General features: G+C 56.6%; 22 protein-coding genes. 7 read left to right on the forward strand and 15 right to left on the reverse strand.

The features are described from left to right. Positions 1 to 9: 9 nt before the first annotated feature. On the reverse strand, positions 10 to 816 hold the full coding sequence (locus tag P8935_RS21810; protein WP_348262420.1) for a TIGR03435 family protein: 807 nt from the start codon (positions 814 to 816) through the stop codon (positions 10 to 12). A gap of 143 nt (positions 817 to 959) precedes the next feature. Next, the gene (locus P8935_RS21815) at positions 960 to 2705 is read right to left on the reverse strand and encodes an alpha-glucosidase (RefSeq protein ID WP_348262421.1); all 1746 of its coding nucleotides are present in this window, start codon (positions 2703 to 2705) and stop codon (positions 960 to 962) included. Between the two features lie 425 nt (positions 2706 to 3130). Here P8935_RS21815 and P8935_RS21820 point away from each other — a divergent pair, with 425 nt between their 5' ends. Next, entirely contained in the window at positions 3131 to 3766 is a 636-nt protein-coding gene (locus P8935_RS21820) for a hypothetical protein (RefSeq protein ID WP_348262422.1), read from the forward strand. A gap of 192 nt (positions 3767 to 3958) precedes the next feature. Here P8935_RS21820 and P8935_RS21825 read toward each other — a convergent pair whose 3' ends face one another. Together P8935_RS21825 and P8935_RS21830 are read right to left on the reverse strand one after the other, a co-directional pair. After that, complete coding sequence (locus P8935_RS21825; protein ID WP_348262423.1) at positions 3959 to 4867, reverse strand: SPFH domain-containing protein; 909 nt, start codon at positions 4865 to 4867, stop codon at positions 3959 to 3961. A 111-nt stretch (positions 4868 to 4978) separates the two neighbouring features. Next, the gene (locus P8935_RS21830; protein WP_348262424.1) at positions 4979 to 6676 is read right to left on the reverse strand and encodes a hypothetical protein; all 1698 of its coding nucleotides are present in this window, start codon (positions 6674 to 6676) and stop codon (positions 4979 to 4981) included. Between the two features lie 105 nt (positions 6677 to 6781). Here P8935_RS21830 and P8935_RS21835 point away from each other — a divergent pair, with 105 nt between their 5' ends. Both P8935_RS21835 and P8935_RS21840 read left to right on the forward strand, forming a co-directional pair. Further along, positions 6782 to 7543, forward strand: coding sequence for a C4-type zinc ribbon domain-containing protein (locus tag P8935_RS21835; protein WP_348262425.1), 762 nt, complete (start codon positions 6782 to 6784; stop codon positions 7541 to 7543). 68 nt (positions 7544 to 7611) lie between these two features. Next, a complete protein-coding gene (locus tag P8935_RS21840) occupies positions 7612 to 8148 on the forward strand; it encodes a 5'-3'-deoxyribonucleotidase (protein ID WP_348262426.1) in 537 nt (178 codons plus the stop codon). A 4-nt stretch (positions 8149 to 8152) separates the two neighbouring features. Here P8935_RS21840 and P8935_RS21845 read toward each other — a convergent pair whose 3' ends face one another. Further along, positions 8153 to 8929 carry a hypothetical protein gene (locus tag P8935_RS21845; protein ID WP_348262427.1) on the reverse strand — a complete coding sequence of 259 codons (777 nt, stop codon included), beginning with the start codon at positions 8927 to 8929 and terminating at the stop codon, positions 8153 to 8155. Between the two features lie 282 nt (positions 8930 to 9211). Here P8935_RS21845 and P8935_RS21850 point away from each other — a divergent pair, with 282 nt between their 5' ends. Then, complete coding sequence (locus tag P8935_RS21850) at positions 9212 to 9931, forward strand: hypothetical protein (RefSeq protein WP_348262428.1); 720 nt, start codon at positions 9212 to 9214, stop codon at positions 9929 to 9931. Positions 9932 to 10034: 103 nt separating this feature from the next. Here the strand turns inward: P8935_RS21850 and P8935_RS21855 are convergent, their stop codons facing one another. Beyond that, entirely contained in the window at positions 10035 to 13520 is a 3486-nt protein-coding gene (locus tag P8935_RS21855) for a carboxypeptidase regulatory-like domain-containing protein (protein ID WP_348262429.1), read from the reverse strand. Between the two features lie 260 nt (positions 13521 to 13780). Further along, complete coding sequence (locus tag P8935_RS21860) at positions 13781 to 14524, reverse strand: XRE family transcriptional regulator (protein ID WP_348262430.1); 744 nt, start codon at positions 14522 to 14524, stop codon at positions 13781 to 13783. Between the two features lie 129 nt (positions 14525 to 14653). On the opposite strand from P8935_RS21860, the gene P8935_RS21865 reads away from it, so the two are divergent. Both P8935_RS21865 and P8935_RS21870 read left to right on the forward strand, forming a co-directional pair. Continuing rightward, positions 14654 to 15574: a TIGR01777 family oxidoreductase gene (locus P8935_RS21865; protein ID WP_348262431.1), complete on the forward strand. Its 921-nt coding sequence runs from the start codon at positions 14654 to 14656 to the stop codon at positions 15572 to 15574. A 158-nt stretch (positions 15575 to 15732) separates the two neighbouring features. Continuing rightward, complete coding sequence (locus P8935_RS21870) at positions 15733 to 16038, forward strand: hypothetical protein (RefSeq protein WP_348262432.1); 306 nt, start codon at positions 15733 to 15735, stop codon at positions 16036 to 16038. A 60-nt stretch (positions 16039 to 16098) separates the two neighbouring features. On the opposite strand, the gene yidC is transcribed toward P8935_RS21870, so the two are convergent. From yidC to rpmH, 4 genes are all read right to left on the reverse strand, one after another. Continuing rightward, the gene (gene yidC, locus P8935_RS21875) at positions 16099 to 17976 is read right to left on the reverse strand and encodes a membrane protein insertase YidC (protein ID WP_348262433.1); all 1878 of its coding nucleotides are present in this window, start codon (positions 17974 to 17976) and stop codon (positions 16099 to 16101) included. Between the two features lie 48 nt (positions 17977 to 18024). Next, on the reverse strand, positions 18025 to 18291 hold the full coding sequence (yidD, locus tag P8935_RS21880; protein WP_348262434.1) for a membrane protein insertion efficiency factor YidD: 267 nt from the start codon (positions 18289 to 18291) through the stop codon (positions 18025 to 18027). Beyond that, entirely contained in the window at positions 18288 to 18746 is a 459-nt protein-coding gene (gene rnpA, locus P8935_RS21885; protein WP_348262435.1) for a ribonuclease P protein component, read from the reverse strand. The genes yidD and rnpA overlap by 4 nt, the downstream gene beginning before the upstream one ends. A gap of 191 nt (positions 18747 to 18937) precedes the next feature. Next, positions 18938 to 19093 (reverse strand): 50S ribosomal protein L34, encoded by a 156-nt coding sequence (rpmH, locus tag P8935_RS21890; RefSeq protein WP_348262436.1) that lies wholly within the window; start codon positions 19091 to 19093, stop codon positions 18938 to 18940. Between the two features lie 562 nt (positions 19094 to 19655). On the opposite strand from rpmH, the gene dnaA reads away from it, so the two are divergent. Further along, positions 19656 to 21053: a chromosomal replication initiator protein DnaA gene (gene dnaA / locus P8935_RS21895; RefSeq protein WP_348262437.1), complete on the forward strand. Its 1398-nt coding sequence runs from the start codon at positions 19656 to 19658 to the stop codon at positions 21051 to 21053. Positions 21054 to 21407: 354 nt separating this feature from the next. On the opposite strand, the gene P8935_RS21900 is transcribed toward dnaA, so the two are convergent. The 4 genes from P8935_RS21900 to P8935_RS21915 form a co-directional block, all read right to left on the reverse strand. Beyond that, on the reverse strand, positions 21408 to 21824 hold the full coding sequence (locus P8935_RS21900; RefSeq protein ID WP_348262438.1) for a hypothetical protein: 417 nt from the start codon (positions 21822 to 21824) through the stop codon (positions 21408 to 21410). A gap of 119 nt (positions 21825 to 21943) precedes the next feature. Next, entirely contained in the window at positions 21944 to 22522 is a 579-nt protein-coding gene (locus P8935_RS21905; protein WP_348262439.1) for a hypothetical protein, read from the reverse strand. A gap of 512 nt (positions 22523 to 23034) precedes the next feature. Continuing rightward, on the reverse strand, positions 23035 to 23433 hold the full coding sequence (locus P8935_RS21910) for a VOC family protein (protein WP_348262440.1): 399 nt from the start codon (positions 23431 to 23433) through the stop codon (positions 23035 to 23037). Between the two features lie 71 nt (positions 23434 to 23504). Further along, the gene (locus P8935_RS21915; RefSeq protein ID WP_348262441.1) at positions 23505 to 24401 is read right to left on the reverse strand and encodes a hypothetical protein; all 897 of its coding nucleotides are present in this window, start codon (positions 24399 to 24401) and stop codon (positions 23505 to 23507) included. Between the last annotated feature and the right edge of the window lie 4 nt (positions 24402 to 24405).

Raw genomic sequence — 24405 nt, forward strand, 5'->3', positions numbered from 1 at the left:
TGCGATGCCTCAATTGGCCGAAGGCGGCTCGAAGCGATCAACGACAACGACCTCGATCAGATCCTGCGCCGATACAAGTTTCAGACCGAGTTGCTCCTGAATGAGAGTCAAGATGGAAGGCCCGCTGGGATCAAGGAGCGCGCTTGCTGCCGATTTCAAGGTGATGTCGTAAACGCCCGGGATACCGGTGCGATCGATCACCGGCAAGTCGATGGTACGAATTTCAGTCAGTTGCTGCGCAAAGTCGCCAAGGGACACGTTTTGAAAGACGAAGCCTCCGTCGACGACGCGCGGAAATGTTTCCTTCGGATAAGAGGGAGGAATGGTGGCCGACTTGTCTTTCGGAAGCCTTGGACCGCCCTTCGCTATGACCAGTTCATAGACGGACGTCTTCTTCTGCTCGCGGTGAAGCTGAAGCTTGAACCGAGTGGCGAGAAGATCCTGCAGCATCAGCCTCAGGGTGCTTTCGGCAACATGATCGCCTGACTTTGCGCGAAGATCGTAACGCGATCCTGCGAGCGAATTCGGCCCGGAGAGTTGATAGTGCTGGAGCTTATAGGCCCACTCGATCATCTCGCTCAAATCGATGTTGCGCATGGTGAGGCCGTCAGCGGTGGTTTCAATCTGCGATCGTGTTCCGCCTTCCCCGCCGGATTCTCCGCCCGCCACTGGCCTAATCGATGCGACTTCGAAGGAGACTGTCGGATGGATCTGAGAGTGCGCATGACGAGGAAATAAAAAGAAAAGAGCGCATGCAATCGCAAATGCCCGAACAAAAGTGGCCGGCCGTGAAAGGCGTGGGGAGTCCGTCCTCATCGGCCAAATGTTACCTCATATGTCGCGCGGGCCTAAAGCGTATTTTCAAAATGCGGATCGATAAGCACGAGACAATATTTCCTCGGCACTCACACTTCCTTACCATGTCTAAAAGCGAGACATGGGGCACGGATCCCCCGAGCCTAGGGCTCAGTTGTCCCGACATAGGCGGCGAACGGTTCGAGTATCAGCGTGTCTGACTTCGCAAAACCCGTGCCGGTAGAAAAGATCGGCTTGAGCAACCCATGGATTCCGTACTTGTCTAAACCGATAAACATGACGGAGCGTTGTTTGTTGCTCATATTGAGCGCGACAACGACGGCGTGTCCCGGCACTGCGCGAACGTACATGAAGACGTCTGGGTCATTGCCGATGCTGATTTGCGCTCCATCGCGCAGGGCCGGGTTTGATCTGCGAAGGGCGAGCAGCTTTTTATAAGTATTGAAGATCGAGTTGGGATCCTTGCTTTCAGCGTCGACGTTGTATTTCGAGGCACTGGGCGGAATCGGAAGCCAGGGCTTCGCCGCGTTGGTAAAGCCTGCCGTGGCTGTCGTGTCCCATTGCATTGGCGTGCGTTCACCGTCGCGGCCTTTTTCCTTGGGCCAGCCGAGTTTGCCGATGGGATCATGCACGTCTTCAACGCGGGCGGGATCGGTCGTGCGCATGCCGAGTTCTTCGCCGTAGTACATCTGCGGCGTGCCACGCGTGGTGAGTTCGAGGACAGCCATCAGTTTTGCAATCTGGTCGTTGTGCTCGCCGTCGCCATAGCGGTCCCACTGGCGCGGCTGATCGTGGTTGCTGAAGAAATATTCCGGCTGGCCGTGCGCCGGGTTGTTCTCGATTTCGTTAAAGAGTTCGCGGAAGCGTGGCGCGGACAGTTTGTTCACATCGGCAATCTGGAAGTCCATGGGTAGCTGTACTTCGTCGCCATTGCCGTACATCTTCGCCAGTGCCTGCACGTTGGGCTCATCGGCTTCGGTCACAAGCACCGGGTCGCCCGGATACTTGTCGACTACGCTGCGAACTTCCTTGAGTACGTCGTGCACTTCCGGTAGATCGTCGGTGTACTTGTGCTGGATATTGCGGTCGCCGTATGCATTGCGTCCGGGCAGGTAGGGATCGTCGCGCATTTCCGGATCTTCGTAAAGTCGCGAGACTGCGTCGATGCGAAAGCCGGCAACTCCGCGCTTCATCCAGAAATCGAGCACGCCATCCATCGCCTTGTGCACTTCAGGATTGCGCCAGTTGAGATCCGGCTGCTGCACATAGAAATAGTGACAGTAATATTGCCGCGTCTTTTCATCCCACTGCCACGCGGAATGTCCGAACCATGATTGCCAGTTGTTGGGCTGCTCGCCCTTGTCGGTCGCCGTCTCGCCCTTGCCATCGCGCCACACGTACCAGTCGCGCTTGGGATTGTCGCGCGAGGAGCGGGACTCGAGGAACCATTTGTGCTGATCGGAGGTGTGGTTGATCACGTAATCCATGATCACGCGGATGTCGCGCTTCTTTGCTTCGGCAACGAGGTTATCGAAGTCAGCCATGGTGCCATAGAGCGGATCGATGGCCGTGTAGTCGGAGATGTCGTAGCCATAATCGATGCCGGGCGAAGGATACATCGGCGTAATCCAGATAGCGTCGATGCCAAGATCATGGAGATAATCAAGGCGCGACGTAATGCCTTTGAGGTCGCCAACGCCGTCGCCATCCGAGTCCTGAAAACTGCGCGGATAGATCTCGTAGATCACGGCATGACGCCACCACTCAGGTCCGGTGGGTTGCGATTGCGCGGACTGAGCCGGTGATGGTGCAGTTTGCGCTGGAGCTCCGATGGAAAGACTAAGAGCGCTTGTTGCGATAGCGGCTAAAACAGATTTGGTCCAGTGCATTGCGGATCCTTTGTGAGCGCCTGCTGCTCGTAAAGTCGACAGCAGTATGAACACGCCAAATTATCACAGAGGGGCCATCAAAGTGCGAGAGGTTTTCGATTGTCTCGGGCGTAAGTGTCCTTGACGATGGGCAGTGAGACAGAACCTGGACTATGGCGGAGATTGCAGTTTGCGAAAACAGAAGTCACCGCTCACCAAAACTGCTTCCACCACGTCTTAACAAGCGAAACACAACAGCCAGGCACTTCACCGTTTCCGCTTCGTCGATCTTGTCGTTACGAGTGACGGCTATGACCGAATAAGTAGCAGCGGCTCCGTGCTTGTTTTTACCAGTTCGGGACGCAGACGCAAGCGACAGTCAAAACATTTCGGTTCTTTCTTCGCATTTCACTAACCTCACTCCGATCAAGAAAGGAAAACCTATAGTGCTCACGTTGATGAATGCAAGGACATACGTGCTGAGCGCGTGGTTGCTAACGAGTGCAACAGGTTGGGCGCAACAAGGCCAGAGACCGGCTCAGTCTGAAAAGGCTTCAACAGACGTGGCAATCGTGTTCGCCGGAGAGCTCTCGAGGCCCGATCCCAGCTTGGGCAACTTCTGGTTCAAAGGTGGCGGAGTGGACGCGGCGGTAACTTTTTGGAAGGGCTTCGGCATCGCCGCCACACTGACCGGTGATCACGCTTCGAATATTTTTTCGGTGGGAGGTGTGGACGAAAACAAGTTCGCATTTATGGCTGGGCCGCGTTACACCTTCACCGCGTGGAGAGGCCATCCCAGTGCAACTGACCTCCGGCGGTTGCAACTCTTCGGCCAGGGATTGGTGGGCGTTGCGCATGGGTTTGACACCCAGTTTTCAAATGGCACGACCGGCGCTAACCTGCTGTCTATCGAGACCGGGGGCGGTGTCAACTTTTACCTCACGCGGCATTTTGGAATCCGGCCAATCGAGATGGAGTTCGTGCGAACGCAGATAGGCGCCACGGGCTTCAGCACGCAGAATGATATGCGAGTGGCTGCCGGAGTGACGTACCACTTCGGGCCTACCCATCCTCACCGATGAAGTTAGCCTCAACCCCCGTCGAAGACTGATGTCGTTCGAATTGGAGTTCCGCTGAACTCGCAGTCAGAGTGACTCCACCACTTGCAGATCAGCCTCACGAACTTCCTGGAAAACATATCGAAGACACCGATCAGCGGAGTCAGTCCGAGCGGCGAGAAACTCATTCTTGCTCCAGTGTCGCGATCTCGGCGGCTAAACCGTCGAACGTTGCGCGATCAGCATCGACTCCATGATCTGGTCTGAGACTTCCTTTACTGCTTGCGGTGAATGCGCCAGGAACAGTGTGTTGGTCTTGTCGCTTTCACCGATGCTCTTGAGCGTGTCGAAGTACTGCGTGACCAGCACCAGTTGCATCACGTCTTTCGGCGTTGCGCCTTCGACAGCCTTCTGGAATTGCTCAATAGAGTTCTGCAAGCCCTCGACGATCGCCTTGCGCTGATTGGCAATTCCCTGCCCCTGCAGCGCTTTGCTCTCGGCCTCTGCCTCGGCCTTTTTGACGACCAGAATCTTGTCGGCCTCGCCACGCGCGGTTGCAGCAACCTGCTCGCGCTGGGCTGCATTAATGTCGTTCATTGCCGATTTCACCTTGGCGTCGGGAACGATGTCCGTGACCAGCACATTCACAATTTCGTAGCCGAATGCCGCCATGTCTGAATCGAGTTCCTGCTTCACGGCGGCCGCGATGCTCGATTGCGATGCGAAGACTTCATCGAGCGTCATGCCCGGAACATGTCCGAGAATCACCTGCTCCACGTAGGACTTGATCTGCGCAACCGGATCAGACAGCTTGTAGAACGCGTCATAGACGCGCTCTGGGCGCACGCGGTTCTGAACTGAGATCGGGATCGTAACAAAGACGTTGTCCTTGGTCTTCGTCTCCATCGTCAGCGTGATCTGGTTGACTCGCAGACTCACGATGCCGGCGATGGAATCGAAGTAAGGCAACTTCCAGTTGAGCCCCGCCTCGGCCACGCGGAGAAATTTGCCGAAGCGCGTGAGCACGGCACACTCAGCGGTTCTGACAGTAAAGAAGCTGCCCAGGATGAGCGACAAGACAATGATGGCCAGAACAGCAAGAACGACCAGAAGGACCAAATCCATAGGAGCCTCCGCGAAACTGAAAGTGATTTATGCGGAGAATTATACAGAGGGAGTAAAACGGCAATTTGGAACCAGGCTCAGATTCGATGGGAATGGCGTGCGACTTTTTGGCTATTGCGTGTCGGGGCGCTGCGGATGGGTTCCGCCGCTATGCCCTGAGTTGTAACCAAACTGCGGCTTCTCCCGGGTGCCTGCGATATAGATGGGAATCTCCGCACCGGCGCCATCCTTCTTGAAGAAACGATCGGCGGGCTTCAACAGTATCCCTTTCCATCCGCCCACCATCTTTGAAATGGTGGCTTGCATCTTGGCAGTTCCGGTGAAGTCCAGCGTGCCGCCTTCCTGACGGTAGGTTCCGTGCAGATGAATATCGGCGCCCGGCACTGAATACAAGACCGAAGGAAGCGTGAGCACACCGCCGTCCAAAGCGAAATCGCCTTCAACGTGAGACTTGATCTTGTCATCTTCCGCTGACTTCAATTGGTCAAGCCTTCCCTGCCCACGAAGACTCAGCTCGCGAATGCGCTTCTGCACCTGAAGGTCGGAGAATTCCGCCTGGTTGAGAACGAATTTCCCTTTGAGAGCGATGCGCTGATTCACGGGCACATGGCCGGGTGGAATGTGGAGTTGAGCTTTCACCTCAATATCTCCGTCCATCAGCGGGACTGGCGAGTCAGTTGCGAGGCGCAGGAAGTCTTCGATCCTTGCTCGGCCAACGTTCACCGTGAGCGCAATGTCGTGGCCGACGCTGTGGAGGCGGCCGTCGTCTCCCGTTTTCAAAACGCGCACAATCTGGCCTTTCGCGGTGAAATGCGAACTGTTCATAGTGGCGTCTACGGGATCGAGCCAGGTATCGCCGTTCGTCCCATCGACACGGGCATGAAATGTTGTATGCAGCATCATGGTGTGCCCAAAGCGCGAGATCTGAAAGTCCGGCGTGTCGGTCTGGCCATCGACGGTCATGTCGCGCAGTGTGCCTTCATATTTGCCTGTTGAGTTCAATATCCCGGCGATACCTTTGAAGACCGAGAGATCAGCGTGGTCAAAGGTGTAGTCGCCAGCAATAGGACTGCTGCCCGGATCGGCGACGATCCAGGGGCCGAAGCTGCCGGTGGTATGGATCACGCCGGGCGGAGTGGGATTCTGCAACTGCGCATCGAAGACCATCGGCGCGCCCGAGCGAACTCCCTTGAGCTTGAAATGGTTAATGGCGAAATCAAGTGGAAGCTTGTTGGGCTTGTCGGTTTCAAGGGTAAGATGCGCATCGGTGCAGTCAACCCCGTCCACCACGACGGCGACGCTGAACGGGGCGGGAGGCGGAGCCGTGGGGCTTTTTGGTTCAGATGCTCTCTGCATGTGGGACCGCGGGGGAAAGCGGATGTCGAGTCCCTTGAGGCGGATTTGCGTGATGTGGATGGGCTCGCCGGATTTGTAGTGCAATGGAGCGTGGAAGTGAAATTCGCTGAGTTGAATCAGCGGCTTGAGAGGTGGGTTCGGTTCCGGAACATGAACGCCCTCGACGTCCGCGGGAGGCCAGATACGGAGCCCTTTGCCTTCGCCCCAGATGCCCCACTCACCGCGCAGCGAATTGCCCAGCGAGAGATGAAAGCTGTCCAGTTCGACGCGCGCATGAAAGCGGTCAGACAGCGCCTGAACGATCTGCTGACGCATGAATGGCTCAGCCCGGTGCGCTGCGATGTCGATAAAAATGGCGATAGTGATTAAAAGCGCAAAGATGCTGCCGCCCACCCAGAATGGCCAGTGGGGTATGCGTCTGCGAGGAGGAGTCCGGATCTCAGTGAGCCCCATCTATTTGGTTGGATGCCTTCCGTCCGCGTAAAGCAATCATTTTCTGATTAGACGGCCAATGAACTAAACTTCTTGGCACAGATGCAAACTCAGATTGAAATTCTGGTGAAGCTACAAGCAGTTGAACTGGAGCGGGCCCGACTGGCGCAGGAAGCGAAGGTGCTGCCTCTGCAAATTCACCAAGCCGAGTCTGCCCTCGCCGCCATGCAGGCAAAAGCAGCGGCAACCTCGGATTCGCTGAATCGCGAAGATTCGCTGCGCACCAAGCTGGAACGGGAAATCGCCGGACACCGCCAGAAGGCCGCGCGCTATAAAGCTCAGCAGGATACGGTGACCACGCCGGCACAGGCTACCGCCATTGAGCATGAAATGCACTTCTCTGAAGCCGAAGCGGAGCGGCTCGAGAATGAGGAGTTCGCCAGCCTCGAACGTAGTGAAATTCAGGAAGCGGCACTCGCCACGGCGCGCGGGCAGGTAGAGGAGTTGGCAGCCGCCCTCGAAAAAACCCGGGAGCGCGTCGCCGGCAGTTTGAAGCAACTGGCAGAACAGCAGACATCTCTCGCCGTGGAGCGCGAGGCTCTGCGCAAAGATATCGCGCCAGAGTGGCTGAGCCGCTTTGACCGGATCTCTGCGGCACGCGGCACCGGAATTTCCCGCGTCGATAACCAGCAGTGCATGGGCTGCCGCATGGGGGTTCGGCCTCAGATGTGGAACCAACTGCGTGAAGGCGAACTGCTAACCTGCGACAGTTGCGGCCGGCTCCTCTATTGGGACCCGGCGATGGCGCCGGCGCCCAAAACTCCGCAACCGGAACCACCCGTAGATGCGGGACGGGCGATTCGCAAGCCGCGCCAGGCCGGCGCATAGCGTTTGCGCATTAGCAGCGCGCCTCTCAAGACCGGGCTGGGCATTCCATTTGAATTCGGGAGTAGGAATTGAAACGCGTCTGCGTCGACATGGACGAGGTGATGGCCGATACGCTGGGCGAGCACCTGCGCCGCTACAACCAGGCATTTGAAGAGGAAGTTACCCTCGATGATCTGGCAGGCAAAGGCCTATGGGAGGTGACTCCGGCAGATCGTCAGCACCAGCTTCGCGCGTTTCTTGATGCGGAAGACTTTTTTGAAGACCTGCCTTTGATGCCCGGCGCCCAGGAGATTCTGAAGCAGCTTTCGTCGCGGTTTGAGATCTTTATCGCGACACAGGCCATGGCAGTGCCTAACTCGCTGGGCCCGAAGTACCGATGGCTGCAGCGGCACTTTGCGTTTCTTCCCGCGTCTCACTATGTCTTCTGCGGCGACAAGAGCATTCTGCGTGCCGACTACCTGATCGATGACCTGCCGAAAAACCTCTTGCGCTTTGAGGGGCACGGCCTGCTCTATTCGGCACCGCACAATCTGACCGCGACCGGATTCGTGCGCGTGAACAACTGGCAGGAAGTCGCTGAGTACTTCGCCGCAATCAAAGACTGAGCTGCTATTTCTCTGATCGATCTTGAGAATCGGCCTTCCACTTCGGTCCGATCAACGAGATGGTAAGAATCTCTCCCCCCTCGAAGATCGGGCCGCTTTCTCGCAGGAAGGCAGGCATTTCTCCCCCGAATATTTCAATCGAAATATTGGGAGGCTGCTTGCCGATCACAGGCGCAATGATACCGGCGATCCCGCCAATCTCAATCTTGATTTCGTAGACTGTGGCCTTGCGAGGCATTCCCGCGAGATAAAAGGTTCCTGGGGCCATGGGCATCATATCCAGCGTCACTACGCGCGGCTTGGGTGCGGCAACGATCATGGATACCTTGGTTTCACCGGCATCGGGCGAGATGTTCTTGATCACGGGAATGACCAGGCCGTTGTAGAGGTCGGTCGGCATCTTGATCTTGGAGATCGAAACTTCGTTCCTGCCATCTTTTCCTGGCGATCGCATCACAACGATCCCCTTTGGGACGTCGATGGTCATATCGAGAGGGTGCAGGAAGTAAGGACCTTTCTGGATGTGGTGATCGGAAATGAGGCGAAAGACGCCGTGCTGCGTGTATTCCGCAGTTTCGTCATCGAGCGATCCGTCTTTGAAGTGGAAGGTCAGATGGGACTTTACTCGGTCCCCGCGGACGACTTCAATGAGATCGCCGTCGGCCAGAATCTTGCCTTCCTGCGTGCTGAGAGCAAGAAATCCATGCAAGGTACCCTCGGCGTGGTGTACCTGAATTGGCGCTGCAAAAGCGGCCAATGCTGAGACGCAAACCAACGTCATGAGCGCTTGGAGGCATCGAAGAGCTAGTGCGTATGACTGTCTTCCTGATGATTTCACTTGAGTTGTAGATGGCTTGTTGCTAACAGTCGTTGCCTTAAAGCAAAGCTGGGAGCCCGGAAAACTCGGCAATCTTCAGAAAATTAGGGCCGCTTGTTTGATGCCCGATCGATTGGCGATACTGTTTTGACGGACAATCGCCGACTGCGACCCTGACGCACCTCCGGGCCCGCGTACATATTTCGACCTCGTATTACAGCCGTTGACCAGGAAGGCAAAATCCCCATGAGAATTTCCAAAGCCGTCGTTTTCACAACCGTTTTCATTGTGCCCGCACTATTTTGCGCCGGGCAGACCGCAGCTAACAGTGCTCCAGCGGTTCCTGCCGCCAATGCGCCAGTCGCCCCGTTCACACCGTCAGCACCTTCCGACATTCTGCAGCGCTCGCTCGGGGAAGTGCAGCAGGTAGTTGGCGGCCTCAAGCTGGACAAATGGAAGCGGGGCTCGGTGCGCGATGAAGCGCAAAACAACGCGGCCGCGATTCAGCGCGATCTTGAGGGGACGCTTCCGAAGCTGATCAAGGATGGAGACACGGCACCAGGAACTCTAAGCAAGGTACTTCCAGTGTCACGCAATGTAGACGCCCTCTACGACGTGCTCGTGCATCTGGTGGAAGGCGCCCGCGTCTCCGCCCCGGGAGACCAGGTTGGCCAGTTGCAGACGGCAATGGCAGATCTGGAAAAGGCACGCGTCACGCTGGATAACCAGTTGCAGCAGTCCGCAACGGTGCAGGAAAAGCAGATTGTGGACTTGCGTTCCACCGTGCAGACACAGGCAGCGTCGCTAAAGGCTGCGTCGACACCGCCTCCGGCTCCCAAGTGTCCCGCTCCTGCTACTCCGGCAAAGAAGAAGAAGACCCCAGCAAAGACGACAACGACGACGGGTACGACGGCCAAGCCGCCAGCAGGCACCTCTGCTAGTCCTCCCGCCAAACCTCAGCAGTAGGCTGCGCATTTCTCCAAAGGCAAAGACGCGGCAGCCCAAGCTGCCGCGTCTTTGTAGTTGGCGCCTCGCTGGCCGACTCCAAATTTGAAATCGGCCAATGCGATTAGAAGTCCAGCTTGATACCAACCTGAACTTGGCGTTGACTGTAGACAAAGTTGGAGTCAGCGTTGTTCACCGTTCCAAATCCCGACGCGTTCACACCCGCGCCGGTCGCCGGCTGATAAACGAGGGTGTTGGCCGTCGAGTTGATGGAGTAGGCCGTCGAGTTAACGCCGGTCACGTTCTGGTGGTTGAGGACGTTGAACATTTCGCCGAGCAGTTCAAAGTTGAACCTCTCGCTGACGCGCAGGTCCTTCTGCAGACGGCAATCGAGCACTGTCGTACTTGGCTGCCTGAAGGTGTTGCGTCCAAGCTGCAAAAGATAGCCAGAACTGCCCGATCCGTTCATACCTGAACCTGCTGCGCTGAGCGGCGCAGCGGTGGTTCCACCTTTTGGCTGTGTACCACTCACGGCGGCCGAATAAGGCAAGCCATTCTGCATCTGCAAAACAGGGTTCAGATGCCAGCCATCGGAAAGGAACCTTGCCCAGCTGTGAGAATTGCCTGGATACTGCAGCATCGCCCAGGTTACGAAGCGGTTTGGTACGTTGAAGTTCGAGTTGCCGTAGTTCGCACCAGCATTGCCCAGCGGGTCGTACCAGTTATTGGTAGTAGGCGACGTGCTCTGGTTCTGGTTGTAGTCAAGTGCGTGCGACCAAGTGTAGTTCGCATCAAACTGGATGTACTTGTTGCTGCGGTTTTGCACCTCGGCAATCATCCCGTTGTAGCTGGAGTTCACGTTGCTGACAACTTCAGTTACGTATCCATAATGGGAGTTCACGTAACTTCCCGAGTAAACAGTGGATGTGATTTGGGTTCCGCAGGCCAACGGACCACAACCCGTGCCTGGCGTCTTTTCTGCCACGGCCAGCGTGGTTTGATAGGTTGTCGACGGATTCAGATTGATATTGAGGAAGTTCGGAAGTTCCCTTCCTCCTGCGCCCATGTAACTGAGTGAAACAAAGGTTCTCCTGGGCAGTTCCTGTTGCAGCGAGAAATCGAACTCACTTACTTGCGGATTCTGAAAGTTTTTCGCAAAGAAGTCGAGACTTGGCGTTGGGAACTTTCCGGCGCCAATCACATTCGGGAATGTAGGCACCGTGCCGCTTGGCAATGCACCGTGAATGGAAGGAACAGTGTACTGGCCGTTCGGGCTTCCCGCTGCCTCATACGCATTCAGGATGATGCCGTTTGGCATGCGACCGTAGTACAAGCCATATCCGGCGTGAATTACCGTCTTACCTGTTCCCATCGGATCCCACGAGAGGCCGATGCGCGGCCCAAGGTTGTTGTTGTCAGATGGCTGGTTCGTGATTTGCGCGGCATTGTTGGGATAAGGTCCGCTGCCATTTACCGCAACATTCAACAACGAGGTGTTGATGAGAGATTTGAACGGCGCGGGGACCTGCTCATTATCGTAACGAAGTCCCAGATTGAGTGTGAGCCGCGGCGTCAATTTCCAGTCGTCCTGGACAAAGAACCCATAGTCCACCGTGGTGAGCGTGAACTTGGGAGTTCCAAAGCCCTGCGTGAAACCGTAGTAGCAAGGATAGGAGACTCCATTGGTCGAGATTCCTGTTTCGGTGTAACCGGAATCGCATCCGCCGGTCGGGTTCAGTACATCCGAAAAGAAATTGGAGAAGTACTGATAGGTGTAAACACCGTTGCTTTCGTACAGGTTGTTGATCGTATCGGTGTTGCGCAGAATATCGAGACCAAACTTGATCGTATGGCCGCGATGTGTCCAGATTGCTGTGTCGCCAACCTGCGTTTTTACTTCGTTTGGATACGCCGTACGGAAAGAGTAATAGGGCGAGCCCGCAGTGAATCCATAGTTACTCGAACCGCCCTGAATCGCGAGTTGCACCGGGATACCAGACGCGTTGGTCAGATAGTTCTGCGTGAAACCGCTGTAAGGCTGTTGACCTTCCCAATCGAGTTCGCGACCGTACTGTACGCGCAGTTCGTTCGAGACATTCGTCGATAGCATGCTGTCGAGCTTTACAAGACCGTAGTCCAGTTTCACGTAGTCGGTGCCGAAGGTGTCGACGGCGTAGTTATTGGACGTCTGCGTTTGCACGCCGCCCGGCGAGTCCCAGCGTAACCGGTGGTAGAGGGCGCTCAAATGCTCGCTGGGCGAAATCTGCCAGTCGATCTTCGGCGTGTTCAGAACTTCGTCTCCAGTACGGAACACCGGGCCGAGATCATCAAGCAATCCAAGCGTCTTCAGACCAGTGACAGACGAGACCTTGGAGCCATACAGAAGCTGATCGTAGTGCGCTGCTGCAGCTGCGTAGTTGCCGCCGTAGGCGCGCCATGCGAGCGTGCAAGCTTCAAGATCGCCTGGCGCGGTGCCTGTTCCGGAAAGCTTCGCGTTGACTGTCGTCGTGGTGCCCTTTGTAGTGGATGCCTCTGTGCAGGTGGCTCCTCCGGGAAGGCTGAGGTCAGCCCACTGGTTAAAGAACGTGGACGGAGTTGTCGGCTTTGCGAGTCCAGGGAAGTTCCGTTTGAACTGATCGTATGCGTAGAACCAGAACAGCTTGTTCTCAATCAGTTTTCCGCCTGCCCCGAAGCCCCACCGTTTGCGCCAATCTTTTGGTGCGAAGGGATTATTCGGAAAGGTGGGTGTTCCGCCACCGGCAGGAAGGTTAACTGTGGTGATCGTTGTGAACGGGTTCAGGGCTCCCCAATCGTTATCGCGATCGTAGAAGTACGCCTGTCCGTGCAACTGATTTGAACCGCTCTTGGTGACGGCATTGAGTACGCCACCGGCTGCACGACCATATTCAGCGGAGTAGACTCCCGTGTTCACCTGGAATTCCGCGATGGCAACCTGCGACGTGGAATATCCAGCGCGCGTGCGACCACGTTCTTCTGAGAAAAAGGCCTGATTGTTGTCGGCGCCGTCGATCTCGACGTTGTTCAGAATAGGACTGATTCCGCGGAAGGAGATCAGGCCAAATCCGTTCGAATCCGCCGCTGCGCCCGGAGTGAGCAGTGCAAGGTTCGACCAGCGACCGCCGTTCAGCGGGAGATTCACGATCTCCTGCGTGGTGAGCGTTGAAGAGACTTCAGGCGATTCAAATTGAATTACCGGTGCGACTCCGGAAACTTCCACCGTCTCTTGTGTCGATCCGGCCTTCAATTCGGGATGTAGTTCGGTCAGCGAACCAACCGTGACCGGCACGGACTTCGCGCTGTAAGTGCCAAACCCCTTGGCGGAGATGGTCACTGTATAAACGCCGGGAGGTACAAGCGGCGCCTTGAAATAACCGCTGGGATCCGCGACGACGTCGAAATCTGCGCCAGTAGCATCGCTGTGCAACTTGACCGCGGCTGCGGGAACCACCGCACCGGTTGTATCAACGACCGTACCCGCGATTGCGCCTTCGGTCGTGCTTTGTGCATTTGAAACAGCAGAGAACAAGCAAAAACACAGCAGGCACACCGCGAGATGCAAGAAGCTCTTGCGGAACAATTGAACTGACATGGATGGGCTCTCCTGCGTATAGGGAAAACGAATTGCGCAGGGATGCGCTGTGCGCTGGAACACGCCTTTGAACGCAAGAATGTGATTTGAATAAAGGAATTCCAATGCGTCTCTAACCGACAGAAAATATCGGGAGATGTCGCTTAATCGGAGTCGAAGAGCTATCGCTTCTAAGAAGAAAAAGGGCGCGGATGAAGTCTACTGGATAGACTTGTGTCAGTCCTATTGAATTCAGCGCCAAATCGGTGCAAAAGTCGTTTCTAATTTCCTCCGGGCTCGCGCTGGCCCAGTACTCCCCGCCCCGCAACCGCCCGCTGTACCAGGGTGGCGCCGGCACCTGACCGCAACATGGTTACCGGTTGGGCCGCCGGAGGTTGATGCATGGTTACAATGAGCGCATCCGCCGGCTTCTTCCCAGAGCAAACATACGAGTGAGGTGTGCTCGAGTCGAAGTAGACTGCGTCGCCCGGTCCCAACACGCAGTGGTGCTCGCCGTGGTGCAATTCAAGTTCGCCATCGAGAATATAGAGAAACTCGTAGCCGGGGTGCATATGCGCTCTCGGCTCCTTGGGACGTTCCAGCGGAATGAACTCGGCGAAGTAAGGATCCATGTGCCGGTCCGGCACCATGTAACCCAGGCTCTCAAAAAAGTACGTTGGCTCTTCGACACCGGTTTGCGGTAAACGCACGCGTTCCTTGCGTCTGTGAATCCGAAACATTGATTGCGGTTCAGCTTCGAAAAAATACGACAGATCCTTTGAGAAGACCATGGCGATGCGGGCCAGGTTCCGGAGCGTGGGGACGACGCGACCGGTCTCCAACTGAGATAGAAAACTTGCGGACAGGCCGGTGTGCTTTCCAAGTTCGACCAGGCCCATCGATTTCTTCAGCCGCAGCCGCTTGATGCGCTCGCCGATGTGTTTCTCCGCAATGAACTTCTCCGTGGTTTCGGTGTCCACTTGCGACTTCTGTGTTTCCTCGTTGCGAGCTATCGCCTCAGTCATTCGCTCCTCCAAGGTTGACGAAGCAACATTTTGCCCCGATCAAAACCCATTCCCATCCTACCAAACTTAAATACTCTCAGCAACAAGGTCGAATTCAGCGCATACCTATAGAACGATGATGCTGTAAATATGGATTTCTCCATGGATTCCGGCGGAGTCATTTTAAGCGGTGCCTCAGGTATGCTCGGGAACGCCTTGACTCTAGCCCTAAACAATCGCAAAACCCCTGTCCTGCAACTGGTAAGACGCCATCCATCCGGGGAAAGGCAGCTTCAGTGGTCTCCCGAAGTCGATCCGGCAGTGAATAATCCTGCTCCCTTGGAAGGCGCGGCGGCTGCAATTCATCTTTCCGGGGCAAGTGTTGCCGCCCATCGCTGGACCAATGCCTACAAAGAGGAGCTGGCGACGAGCCGTCTGGATTCAACCCGCCGCCTGGCAAAGGTGTTGGCGGAGCTTCGCAGGCCGCCACAAACACTCCTGGTGGCATCGGCGATCGGCATCTATGGCGACCGCGGCGATGAAGTGCTGAGTGAATCCTCTCCGGCGGGAAGCGGTTTTCTGGCGGAACTGTGCCAGCGGTGGGAAGCTGCGGCTGAACCAGCAATTCAAGCGGGTATACGCGTCGTCCATCTTCGCTTTGGAGTGGTGCTGGGACCGGGTAAAGGGGCGCTGCAACAGATGCTGCCACCATTTCGTGTTGGCTTGGGCGCTCGTCTGGGCAGCGGCAAGCAATGGATGAGTTGGGTTGCGCTGGCGGATGTTGTTGCTGCGACTCTGTTCGCTTTGGATCACCCAGAACTTTCGGGCGCCTTGAATGTAGTTTCTCCGAACCCGGTCACCAACGCCGACTTCACGCGCTCTCTGGGTCGGGAGCTGCGTCGGCCCGCGTTTCTGGCAGTGCCCGCGTTCGCACTGCGGATCATGTTCGGCCAAATGGCAGATGAGGCTCTCCTCGCAAGCGCGCGTGTGCAGCCGGCGAAGTTGCAGGCGGCCGGATTTCAGTTTTCGTTGCCGGAGGTTGGCGGCGCATTGAAGGCGGCCCTAAGGTGATGGCAGCGGTCTAAGACGCCTTCCGCTCAGGCGCTTTCGACCACCCTGGTACCTCATTCGAGGTGAGTCGCCCGCTACCAATGAACCATCCCAGTGCTTCTTAGGTGCCATCCCCTTGAATTCATAGCGAGGGTACAGTCATCGCAGAGGTCAACCACATGCCATCCACCAGCGTGCAGGAAGTTCCGAGCGGCGTCATCATTGCCTGTCCGATCAGCAAGTTCGAAGTGCGGCACATTGCTGGCGTTGGCGTGCTGATGCGCATTCACTACATTGAGCGGGCAGATCAGTTGGAAAGCGGAGAACGGACCACCCTCCAGACCCTTCTCGCTCCGGAGCAGGCAGTTGAAATCGAGGGCGCACTGAAAAAGTCGGTGCAGGCACTCGATTTCGGCAAGGCACTCAAAAAATCGCTCAAGGCGCTGAAGGCGCCCAGCCCCGAAACAGCTCCGGCATTATGTTAGTAGCTCGTCCCCGCTTTCGCGACTGAATCCACAAGCGCCGATTTGGAAACCCGCCGAATATCAGCGTCTGCCTTGGATGACGCGCTGAGTCGTGTTGCCGCCTTTGGGAAGCTTCTTGGCGGCACGGCGCGCGGCGATCTCGTGCATCTCCTTGCCGATTTTTGAGCGATTGATGGCGACCTGCATGATCAGGTTGATGATATTTCCCGTGATCCAGTAGAGCGCCAGACCTGAGGCGAAGTGCCACAGGGTGAAGCCCATAATCGCCGGCATCATGATCGCCATCATGCGGCGTTGCGCAGGATCCATGCCGGGCGAAGGCGTGATGAATTGCACGAAGAACATGGTGCCAATGATTAGAATCGGTAGAACGTGCAGCGGGTCGGGCATCGACAGATCGGTCAGCCAGAACCAGTGCGCCTGCCGCAATTCAACCGCGTTCAGCAGCACGCGATAGTAGGCGAAGAAGAGCGGCATCTGCAGCAGAAGGGGAAGACAGCCGCCATACATATTGACGCCTTCTTCCTTCATGATGGCCATCTGCTCGGCCTGCATCTCGGCGCGCTTCGGATCGTTGATCTTGAGGTTGGCGTATTTCTTCTTGATCCCGTCGAGCCTGGGCTGGATACGCATCATCTTCAGCGACGACTTCATTGTCCAGATGCGTGTCGGCAACAGCACCACGTTGAAGACGACAGTAATGATGATGATGGCCCAGCCCCAGTTGTTGATCCCGGGTCCAAGCATGCTGTGCAGCGCGCGCAGAGCGAGATAGAGCGGCTTGGCGATAATGCCCCACCACCCGTACTGAATCATCGACGCCAGCGACTCGCCGGTGGGCTTGCCGTCGGCACCAATCGCGTGAATCGAGTTGAGGATGTCCGTTTCTTTGGGTCCAGCGTAGAGCCGCAACTGGGTGTCGCCGCTCTGGTCGCCCATGGCCAGTCCAATCACCTCGGCCGGTTTCTTGGCGCTGTTGGGGTCGTTCAGGTCACTGGGCAAGTCGATGCTGTGGTGGAAAGTAACCAGCGTTGCGCGCGAAGGCACGTCTGGCAACATCGCAGCTGCGAAATAAAGGTCCATGATCGCCGCATATTCATAGGGCTGATCGAACGTGGCATTGCCGCTGACCTTCTTTGCTGCTTCGGTGTCTTGCTTGCCATCAATGGACCAGCCAAACATGGACTGCGTTGGGACCACGGTCGTGCCGCTGAACCTGCCGGTCTTAGCCGTGAATTCTTCCATGTCGCCGAGTCCCGCTGGCCAGGTGACAAGGGCGCGCACTGGCTCGCCATTGCGCTTCACGTTGACGTGGACGCCGATCGCATAGGTGGAATCGAAGCTGAACGTCTTCACGACATCGAGCCCATTTGCCGCGTAGTGAAAGCTGACGGAACCGGGAGCTACCACCGGCCCCGTTGTCGAAGGCTGATAGAGCGCGCTATTGAGCTGAGCGGTCAGGGCATTGTCGTAGGTGTAGAGCGAAAGGGGCAGACCAAACGATTCAGCGGTCTGCTGCTGCACCATGTCCAGCGGCTTTCCAGTCGAGTCGGTGTAGTGCTTCAGGATCCAGTGCTGGACCTGGGCGCCCTTGTTCGTGAAGGTGATGCGGAACTTCTCGTTCTCGACAATCGTCTTGGACTCTGAAGGGGCGGCCACCGTTGCGGCAGCCGCGCTCGCTGCGAGGTTCTTAGATCCCGTTGCTCCAATTTCAGCTGGCGCAGGCGGGGCGGACGATTGTGCTTGCTGAGCCTGTGACTGAGTTTGCTGGGCCTGATTAGCCGGAGTATTTGCCGCCGGCTTCTGGAAATACTGATAGACCATCAAAGCTGCCAGGGCCAGGAACGTAAAAAGAATCAGGCTGCGGAAATCACCGCCGCCGGTGCCGCCGCCGCCGGAACCCTGCGACTCGAGGTTGGGATTACGAATTTCGGGCAATGTAACTTCCTGTCTTTGAGGAGGGGCGCCGAAGGGCAGCCGCTCTGTCTATGGTAATGGTTCGTGGGGCAGATGACGTGCGGCATTGAGGGGAGGCACGGAATCGAGGCCTCCACGACTGAATGGATGACAGCGGAGCAGGCGCCAGATCGCGAGTCCCGTCCCGCGCATCGGGCCGTGGGTTGCAATCGCAATCGAAGCGTACTCCGAACACGTCGGCACAAAACGGCATCCCCCTGCGGAGCCCAGCGAATGCAACGCCGGAGACAGCCAGCGGCGATAAAACTCGAGCGTGGCCAGAAGTATGCGCGTCATGATACGGACTCTGCGTTACGGGAGCGCCGGGGTACGGTGAGATTTGCGCGAGCCTGTTCAGCATTTGCCTGCTGAAGAATACGCAAAATCTCCGCTTCAAGTTTCGTAAATTCAATCGTAAGCACCGTCCGGTGCGGATGCAGAATCAGGTCGCAGCCGATCGGCAGCAACTCAACATGACGCCGGAGTATGTCGCGCAGGCGACGCTTGATGCGATTCCGTTCGTGCGCTTTACCGATGACCTTGCCGACAGTGAGACCAACGCGGGAGCCAGACGGCTCATCCTGCGGTGCCAGGAACCAGCTCATCGAAGCGGAGCGGCGCTTTCGGCCCGCAGCTGCGTAGGCGCGCTGAAAGTCCGCGTGCTTGCGCAGTCTCGCCGCAGCCAGAGACTGGCGAACCTTGCGCGGTGCCGGCGCGAGGATTTGCAGCTCAGGCTTGGAAGAAATGCTCATCGCAAACTGAAAGGATCTCGGCCAGATACTGGTGGGCTCTGAAACCTGCTCCAGCCGAAATAAAACGGCGGGAACGACTTAGAGCTGTTCTCCAATTAACTCGTGGCATCTTGAGGCCGATGAAAGGTAGCTTTCCTTGAGGGAAACCCACATAGCAGCGTCACTTCGCGCTACATCAATTGGAGAACTGCTTAGTCGCGGAATCCGGCGCTGACTGAGACGCGCTTGCGGCCAGCGGCACGACGACGGCTCAGCACGGCTGCTCCCGACTTGGTCTTCATACGTGAGCGAAAGCCATGCGTCTTTGAGCGGTGACGCCGGTTGGGTTGAAATGTGCGCTTGGGCATAAAAAAGTGCGCTCCTGTTTCCTATCTAAAATCTGGCCTGAACGGCAAGTATTTAGTATATCGAAGGTTGGGCTTTGAAGCCAGCGACCCGTCTTTCAGCGGGATTCGAAGGTACCTCCGGAGACTTCTTGCATTCAAATTCGAATCGCGTGCAAACACTCACTGCGAATCGAGCATCGAACGCGGTACAGATCGAGAAAGCAAAAACTGCGTACGAATTTGTGATCGCACCGGCACAATTTTCGATCACGAATGTATGGTTTCACCGAAGGTGGTGCAACCTTCAGCGCGTTCCGAAAAGTTATGTGAAAGAGGCATTGCAAGACACCTCAAATGTGCTACCATCGGGACCGTTCAAGAAAGTTTCCGAGCGTCCCACGGAGTGAATCTCAACCCGTGCCTCGCAGTGTTTTTTTCGAGGCAGACCAACGGTCAGCAGGCATGTTCTCAGCAGGCAAAATGCGAGTGAGCGATTGCTCTACTCGCTGCGAGAGCCATTGTCTTCACCGAACGGGTGAACTCACACGGCAGTACACAGGTGACGCCGGCAAGGATTCGCTCGATGGCATTCGCAATTTCGCCGGCTTCGGCTCTTAATCCCTGGCTGCAGATTCTCGCAGCCCTGGAAAAAAAGGTCATTCGCCAGTCTTTCGAGACGTGGTTGAAGCCAACTCGCTTCAGCCACGCCAGTGGCCGCATCTTATTCGTTCGCGTTCCTTCCAAGGAGTTCCAGCACATCGGTGACAAGTATGGCGACCTGATTCAGGAAGCCATCGATTTGCAGTCGCTGGAGTTCGATGACGTGCAGTTCGTCACCGTCGAAGAAGATCCTTCGATGCCGCCACAGCGCAAGGATGGCGGCTTCGGCCCCCTGCCCGCGCATGCGCCCACTGCTCCCACATCGCGTTCGCCGGAGCAGACGCGTTTCGATTGGTCGACCGCAGCGCAACTGAACCCTCGCTACACATTCGACGCTTTCGTCATCGGCAATGGCAACCAGTTTGCGCGCGCCGCTTCACTCGCAGTCGCCGAGCGGCCGTCGCGCGCCTACAATCCACTCTTCCTGTATGGCGGCGTGGGAATGGGCAAGACGCACCTGATGCACGCCATCGGCCACGAAGTGAAACGGCGTCAGCCATCCGCCAGCATCTGCTACGTTTCCGCTGAAAAATTCACCAACGAAATGATTACGTCGCTGCGCAACGATCGCATGACCAGCTTCCGCGATCGCTTCCGCACCGTCGACGTGCTGCTCATCGACGACATCCAGTTCATCGCGCAGAAGGAGCGGACGCAGGAAGAATTCTTCCATACGTTCAATGCCCTGCACGAAAGCATGAAGCAGATCGTCATCGCGTCAGACCGTCCGCCCAAAGAACTGGCCGAGATTGAAGACCGCCTGCGCTCGCGTTTCGAGTGGGGTTTGATCGCCGACATTCAGCCGCCTGATCTCGAAACCAAGGTCGCCATCCTGCAGAAGAAAGCGGAGAACGACCAGGTTCAGCTTCCCACCGACGTCGCTCTGTTTATCGCTTCGAACGTTCGCACCAACGTGCGCGAACTTGAAGGAGCGTTGACCCGCCTCGTCGCATGGTGCAACCTGAACCGCACCGAGATTACGCTGGTCACAACCCAGCAGTGCCTCAAGCAGTTCATCGACATGCAGGTGCGCAAGATCACCATCGAGTCGATCCAGCGTGCCGTGGCTGAGCAGTTCGGCATGAAGGTGAGCGACCTGAAGCAGAAGAACAACTCGCGCAATGTCGTAGTGCCACGCCAGATCGCTATGTATCTCGCCAAGCAGATGACCGAAGCCAGCCTCCCGGAAATCGGCCGCCAGTTCGGCAACAAGCACCACACCACCGTGATGCACTCCATCGGCAAAATCGACGAACTGCGCCGCACCGACAAGGACCTGCACCGCACGCTGAATAAGCTGTCGGAGATGTTGAACGGGTAAAGGCGGGGATCAGGGATTAAGAAGGCCGCGCGATGCGCGGCCTTTTGTTCTGCCAAAACGTCATCGTCCCGCGTGCCTCCCAGACACATCGCTGCCAAACGTCCAGCTTCAGATCTGGTAGGAGCCACATCTTTGCTTCGTTCCAGGCGCAAAGCCATCGTAAAAAACCGGTGGCATAGATCGGTCCGACAAGGGAGTTGGTGAGGAACGCACGATGTCATCCCGACCGGAGTGGAGGGATCTGCAGTTGCTTTTCAAACCTCTCGACTCTACAAATGCCCAGCTTCTTGATCGTATTAGCCGAATGGTTATTTCCGAGTAGCCGGTAACTCTCCTCAATGCCGAATCTTCGCTTCATGCCTGGGCTGATTCTGGCGTTCTGGTGCCAACCAGCGAAGTAGCCCAGGCGGTGCAGATTGCAATAGCGGCAGTAATAATCAACGCAAAACCAGAGAGGTAAAACAAAGTCACAAGTGTCCCCACGGTCTGATACGCGACGAGACCCCATCCCAGGGTGCTGGCGAACTGAGGAGCTGTTCGAGCTAGAGCGCCTAGATGCCAGGAGAGGAATCCCCCAAACAGGACGCAGAGGGAACCGAAGACCTCAAGAGCAAGGACCACCTGAACGTAGGTGAGATTGCTGTGGCCGAACGGAAAATATGGGGCGTTGGCCGCGGCGGCGTGCCAAAAGTACACGAGCCAGATTGTGTTAGCTGCCGCAAAGACAAGCAGCAAAACACTGGCAACCCGATAGAGTATGGTTGCTTTCATCGGAAGCCCTCCTTCACCCTATGTAGCAAACGATATATGAAACTTGTCAAGTGGGTTTTTGTCGGCTAATGCCACGGATCGTGACCAACTCTTCCCCAACCGCGAGCCAGATCACGGAGCTATTGAGCTGAATCGAAGTTGGGCGTTAGGTCGATCCGAGTGAGGCGCAGATAATGAATCGACGCAATCTTACCCTCGCCGAGTGGAAGCGTCTTGATTGAGATCACATCGCCCGATTTGATCAAGACAGGAGACAAATCAGCCGAGAGAGCAACGGGGGCAACGTCCTTATTGCGAAGCGTCAAGCGATTCTCGGGATCGGTGAGGGCGCTGAAAGTGCACTTGATCTTATCGGTGCCCTTGACCGGTTCCACCAGCAGATCGTACCCGAAGACGACCACGGGATTCATGCGGTCGTACTGGATATAGAAGTGGAAAGTATGGGTAGGATTATTCCTATCTACCCACGTTCCGACTGACCAGCCCCGGATTTCATCAAAATCAGGTGATGACGAAGGAACCGATTCGGAAAGGTCGATCACGACGCCGTTTGCCTTGATGTCCCCATGCGCAAATCCCTCAACATGTGCTGTCAGTGGAACAGAAGACGTTGTCATGTAAAAGGGCGAATGGGCATAGCTCTGGCACTGACCGCACAGCGGAATTGAAACCGCGAACGCCAGCAAACACTTGGTCATGTGAACCTCCAAACGTCGAAAGACTTCACCCGAAAGCATACAGAATGAGAAGACGCATGGCAGATTGAAGTCGCTCCAAACTCGAAACTCCCCGGAGTTCCCCCCAATCGTATATCTCACTCGATGACCCACTTATACTCGTCAAGTGCCCGACATCAACTACCGTGGGCATCTCTTTCACCCGGCTGAACTTAAAACTTCTCCTCGTTTGCATGTCGTTTCTCCTGAATCGCTAGAATGTTTTCAGGATGGTCGTTGCGCAACGGTCAAATGAAAATATCTCCGGCGCGATGCGGATTTCCGTCGGTCCAACTCGACAAAGCGCCTCCCAACTGCCGCGTAAGTCCTTTGTGCTGACGACTCTGCGGCTAAGCGAAATGATTGCAGGACTTTGCGGGTAGCCTCCTGCCTTAACTCGCTGATACAGGAGAACTTCCCTACAGAGTATGGGAGGGGGTATAGGCAACTAAACAGTTGCATCTATTAAACCTGATTCTGCGGCGAAAACGAAGCTACTTCGGAAACTCCGTTACGCCCAGCACATTTCCATCGGGGTCGTTGAACCACGCGACGCGGGCGCCGCTTGGCGAGTTCCATATACCGCGCGGATCGCCATCGTTCACACCCTTGTAGCGATTGAACTCGACACCAGCCCCAACAAGCTGGTCCACAGTCGCTTCGATATTCGTTACGTGCCAACCAAGCACCGTGAAGGGATGCGCCTTCAGTTCATGCACTGTGGTCACGCGGAGCATAGTTCCATTGGCGTCGAACACCAGCGCGAAAGGCTTCTCATCGGCCACAAGCCGCAGACCGAGAACGCCCTCATAGAATGCGCGCGCTTTTGCGGGATCGATCGTGGGAGCGAACGCGACCAGCTCACTCCCGCCGAGAATGGATTCGCTTGCCATGGTCTAGCCTCTGCAGCATTGTTCCGCGAGACTGTACCGATGGCAAGCGAATTCCCATGACTCAGTCGTGTCTAACCCTGAACGACGAGGTCTTGCGACAGCTTGAAGTGCACGACGGTTTCCGCAGGGATATCGAGATCGCGATTGCCGGTCAGTCCAGCACCAGCCGCGCCCGCACCGCCGCCCGCGAGACCACCGATCAACAAGCCCGTTCCGCCAGATGCGATGCCGCCGATCAGCATACCCAGGCCGGCGCCGCCACCGATCATGGCTGCTGAGCGCTTGCCTTTGCCTTTTTTGCGCTCGGTCAGGTCGGCAGTCCGCAAATGATATTGCGTGCCATTCAGCGTCATCGAAGTCAACCGAAGTTCCAGCACCGATGCACCCTTGAAGTGGCCGCGCTTGTGCGATTCCTCAACAACGCCGCCTACCTGCGTTCCCTTCGGCACAATCGCATTTCCGTTCGGATCGACCACGGGCTCCACCACTTCACCGCTGAACGTGTCGCCAGCGCGGCTGGTCTTCACGCTGATGCGCTGATCAACGCGGATAGCAAGGCTGGTTCCCGCCTGAATGGTCACATGCACCGGCCCCGCAGCGGCAGGCTTTCCATCCGGCCCAGCAGGTGCGCTCGCCTGATCCGGAGCCTGGTTCGGATCTCCGCCAACTGGATACACCTTTGGATCCTGCGGCGGCGGCACCGGCGCCCCCGGCTGCGGAGGCGTGGTCGTGGTCGTCATCGCCTCGGTGGTCTGTCCCTTCGCCGGCGGCTGCACCACCGTCGTAGTTGTAGTGCCGGTCTTGTCAACGGACACAACCTGCTGCGGCTGACCGGTTGCCACGGCTTGCTTTTTCGCCTGGTCGATTGCCTTATCCTGTTTCGATTCGCATCCTGCTAAAGCCACGGTCACTGCAAGTGCAAGCAAAGGTGTGCGCATACGGTGCGCAAAAAAGTGTGAAGAAAACATGACT

The organism is Telmatobacter sp. DSM 110680, assembly GCF_039994875.1.
In the GTDB taxonomy this organism is placed as follows: domain Bacteria; phylum Acidobacteriota; class Terriglobia; order Terriglobales; family Acidobacteriaceae; genus Telmatobacter.

Excerpts from the sequence above, each read along its gene's own strand:
- P8935_RS21830 (WP_348262424.1), bottom strand. The coding sequence starts at position 6,676 with ATGGGGCTCACTGAGATCCGGACTCCTCCTCGCAGACGCATACCCCAC.
- yidD (WP_348262434.1), bottom strand. The coding sequence starts at position 18,291 with ATGACGCGCATACTTCTGGCCACGCTCGAGTTTTATCGCCGCTGGCTG.
- P8935_RS21810 (WP_348262420.1), bottom strand. The coding sequence starts at position 816 with ATGAGGACGGACTCCCCACGCCTTTCACGGCCGGCCACTTTTGTTCGG.
- P8935_RS21915 (WP_348262441.1), bottom strand. The coding sequence starts at position 24,401 with ATGTTTTCTTCACACTTTTTTGCGCACCGTATGCGCACACCTTTGCTT.
- P8935_RS21850 (WP_348262428.1), top strand. The coding sequence starts at position 9,212 with ATGAGAATTTCCAAAGCCGTCGTTTTCACAACCGTTTTCATTGTGCCC.
- P8935_RS21910 (WP_348262440.1), bottom strand. The coding sequence starts at position 23,433 with ATGGCAAGCGAATCCATTCTCGGCGGGAGTGAGCTGGTCGCGTTCGCT.
- P8935_RS21845 (WP_348262427.1), bottom strand. The coding sequence starts at position 8,929 with ATGACGTTGGTTTGCGTCTCAGCATTGGCCGCTTTTGCAGCGCCAATT.
- P8935_RS21865 (WP_348262431.1), top strand. The coding sequence starts at position 14,654 with ATGGATTTCTCCATGGATTCCGGCGGAGTCATTTTAAGCGGTGCCTCA.
- P8935_RS21870 (WP_348262432.1), top strand. The coding sequence starts at position 15,733 with ATGCCATCCACCAGCGTGCAGGAAGTTCCGAGCGGCGTCATCATTGCC.
- dnaA (WP_348262437.1), top strand. The coding sequence starts at position 19,656 with ATGGCATTCGCAATTTCGCCGGCTTCGGCTCTTAATCCCTGGCTGCAG.
- P8935_RS21815 (WP_348262421.1), bottom strand. The coding sequence starts at position 2,705 with ATGCACTGGACCAAATCTGTTTTAGCCGCTATCGCAACAAGCGCTCTT.
- rpmH (WP_348262436.1), bottom strand. The coding sequence starts at position 19,093 with ATGCCCAAGCGCACATTTCAACCCAACCGGCGTCACCGCTCAAAGACG.
- P8935_RS21900 (WP_348262438.1), bottom strand. The coding sequence starts at position 21,824 with ATGAAAGCAACCATACTCTATCGGGTTGCCAGTGTTTTGCTGCTTGTC.
- P8935_RS21860 (WP_348262430.1), bottom strand. The coding sequence starts at position 14,524 with ATGACTGAGGCGATAGCTCGCAACGAGGAAACACAGAAGTCGCAAGTG.
- P8935_RS21825 (WP_348262423.1), bottom strand. The coding sequence starts at position 4,867 with ATGGATTTGGTCCTTCTGGTCGTTCTTGCTGTTCTGGCCATCATTGTC.
- P8935_RS21855 (WP_348262429.1), bottom strand. The coding sequence starts at position 13,520 with ATGTCAGTTCAATTGTTCCGCAAGAGCTTCTTGCATCTCGCGGTGTGC.
- rnpA (WP_348262435.1), bottom strand. The coding sequence starts at position 18,746 with ATGAGCATTTCTTCCAAGCCTGAGCTGCAAATCCTCGCGCCGGCACCG.
- P8935_RS21905 (WP_348262439.1), bottom strand. The coding sequence starts at position 22,522 with ATGACCAAGTGTTTGCTGGCGTTCGCGGTTTCAATTCCGCTGTGCGGT.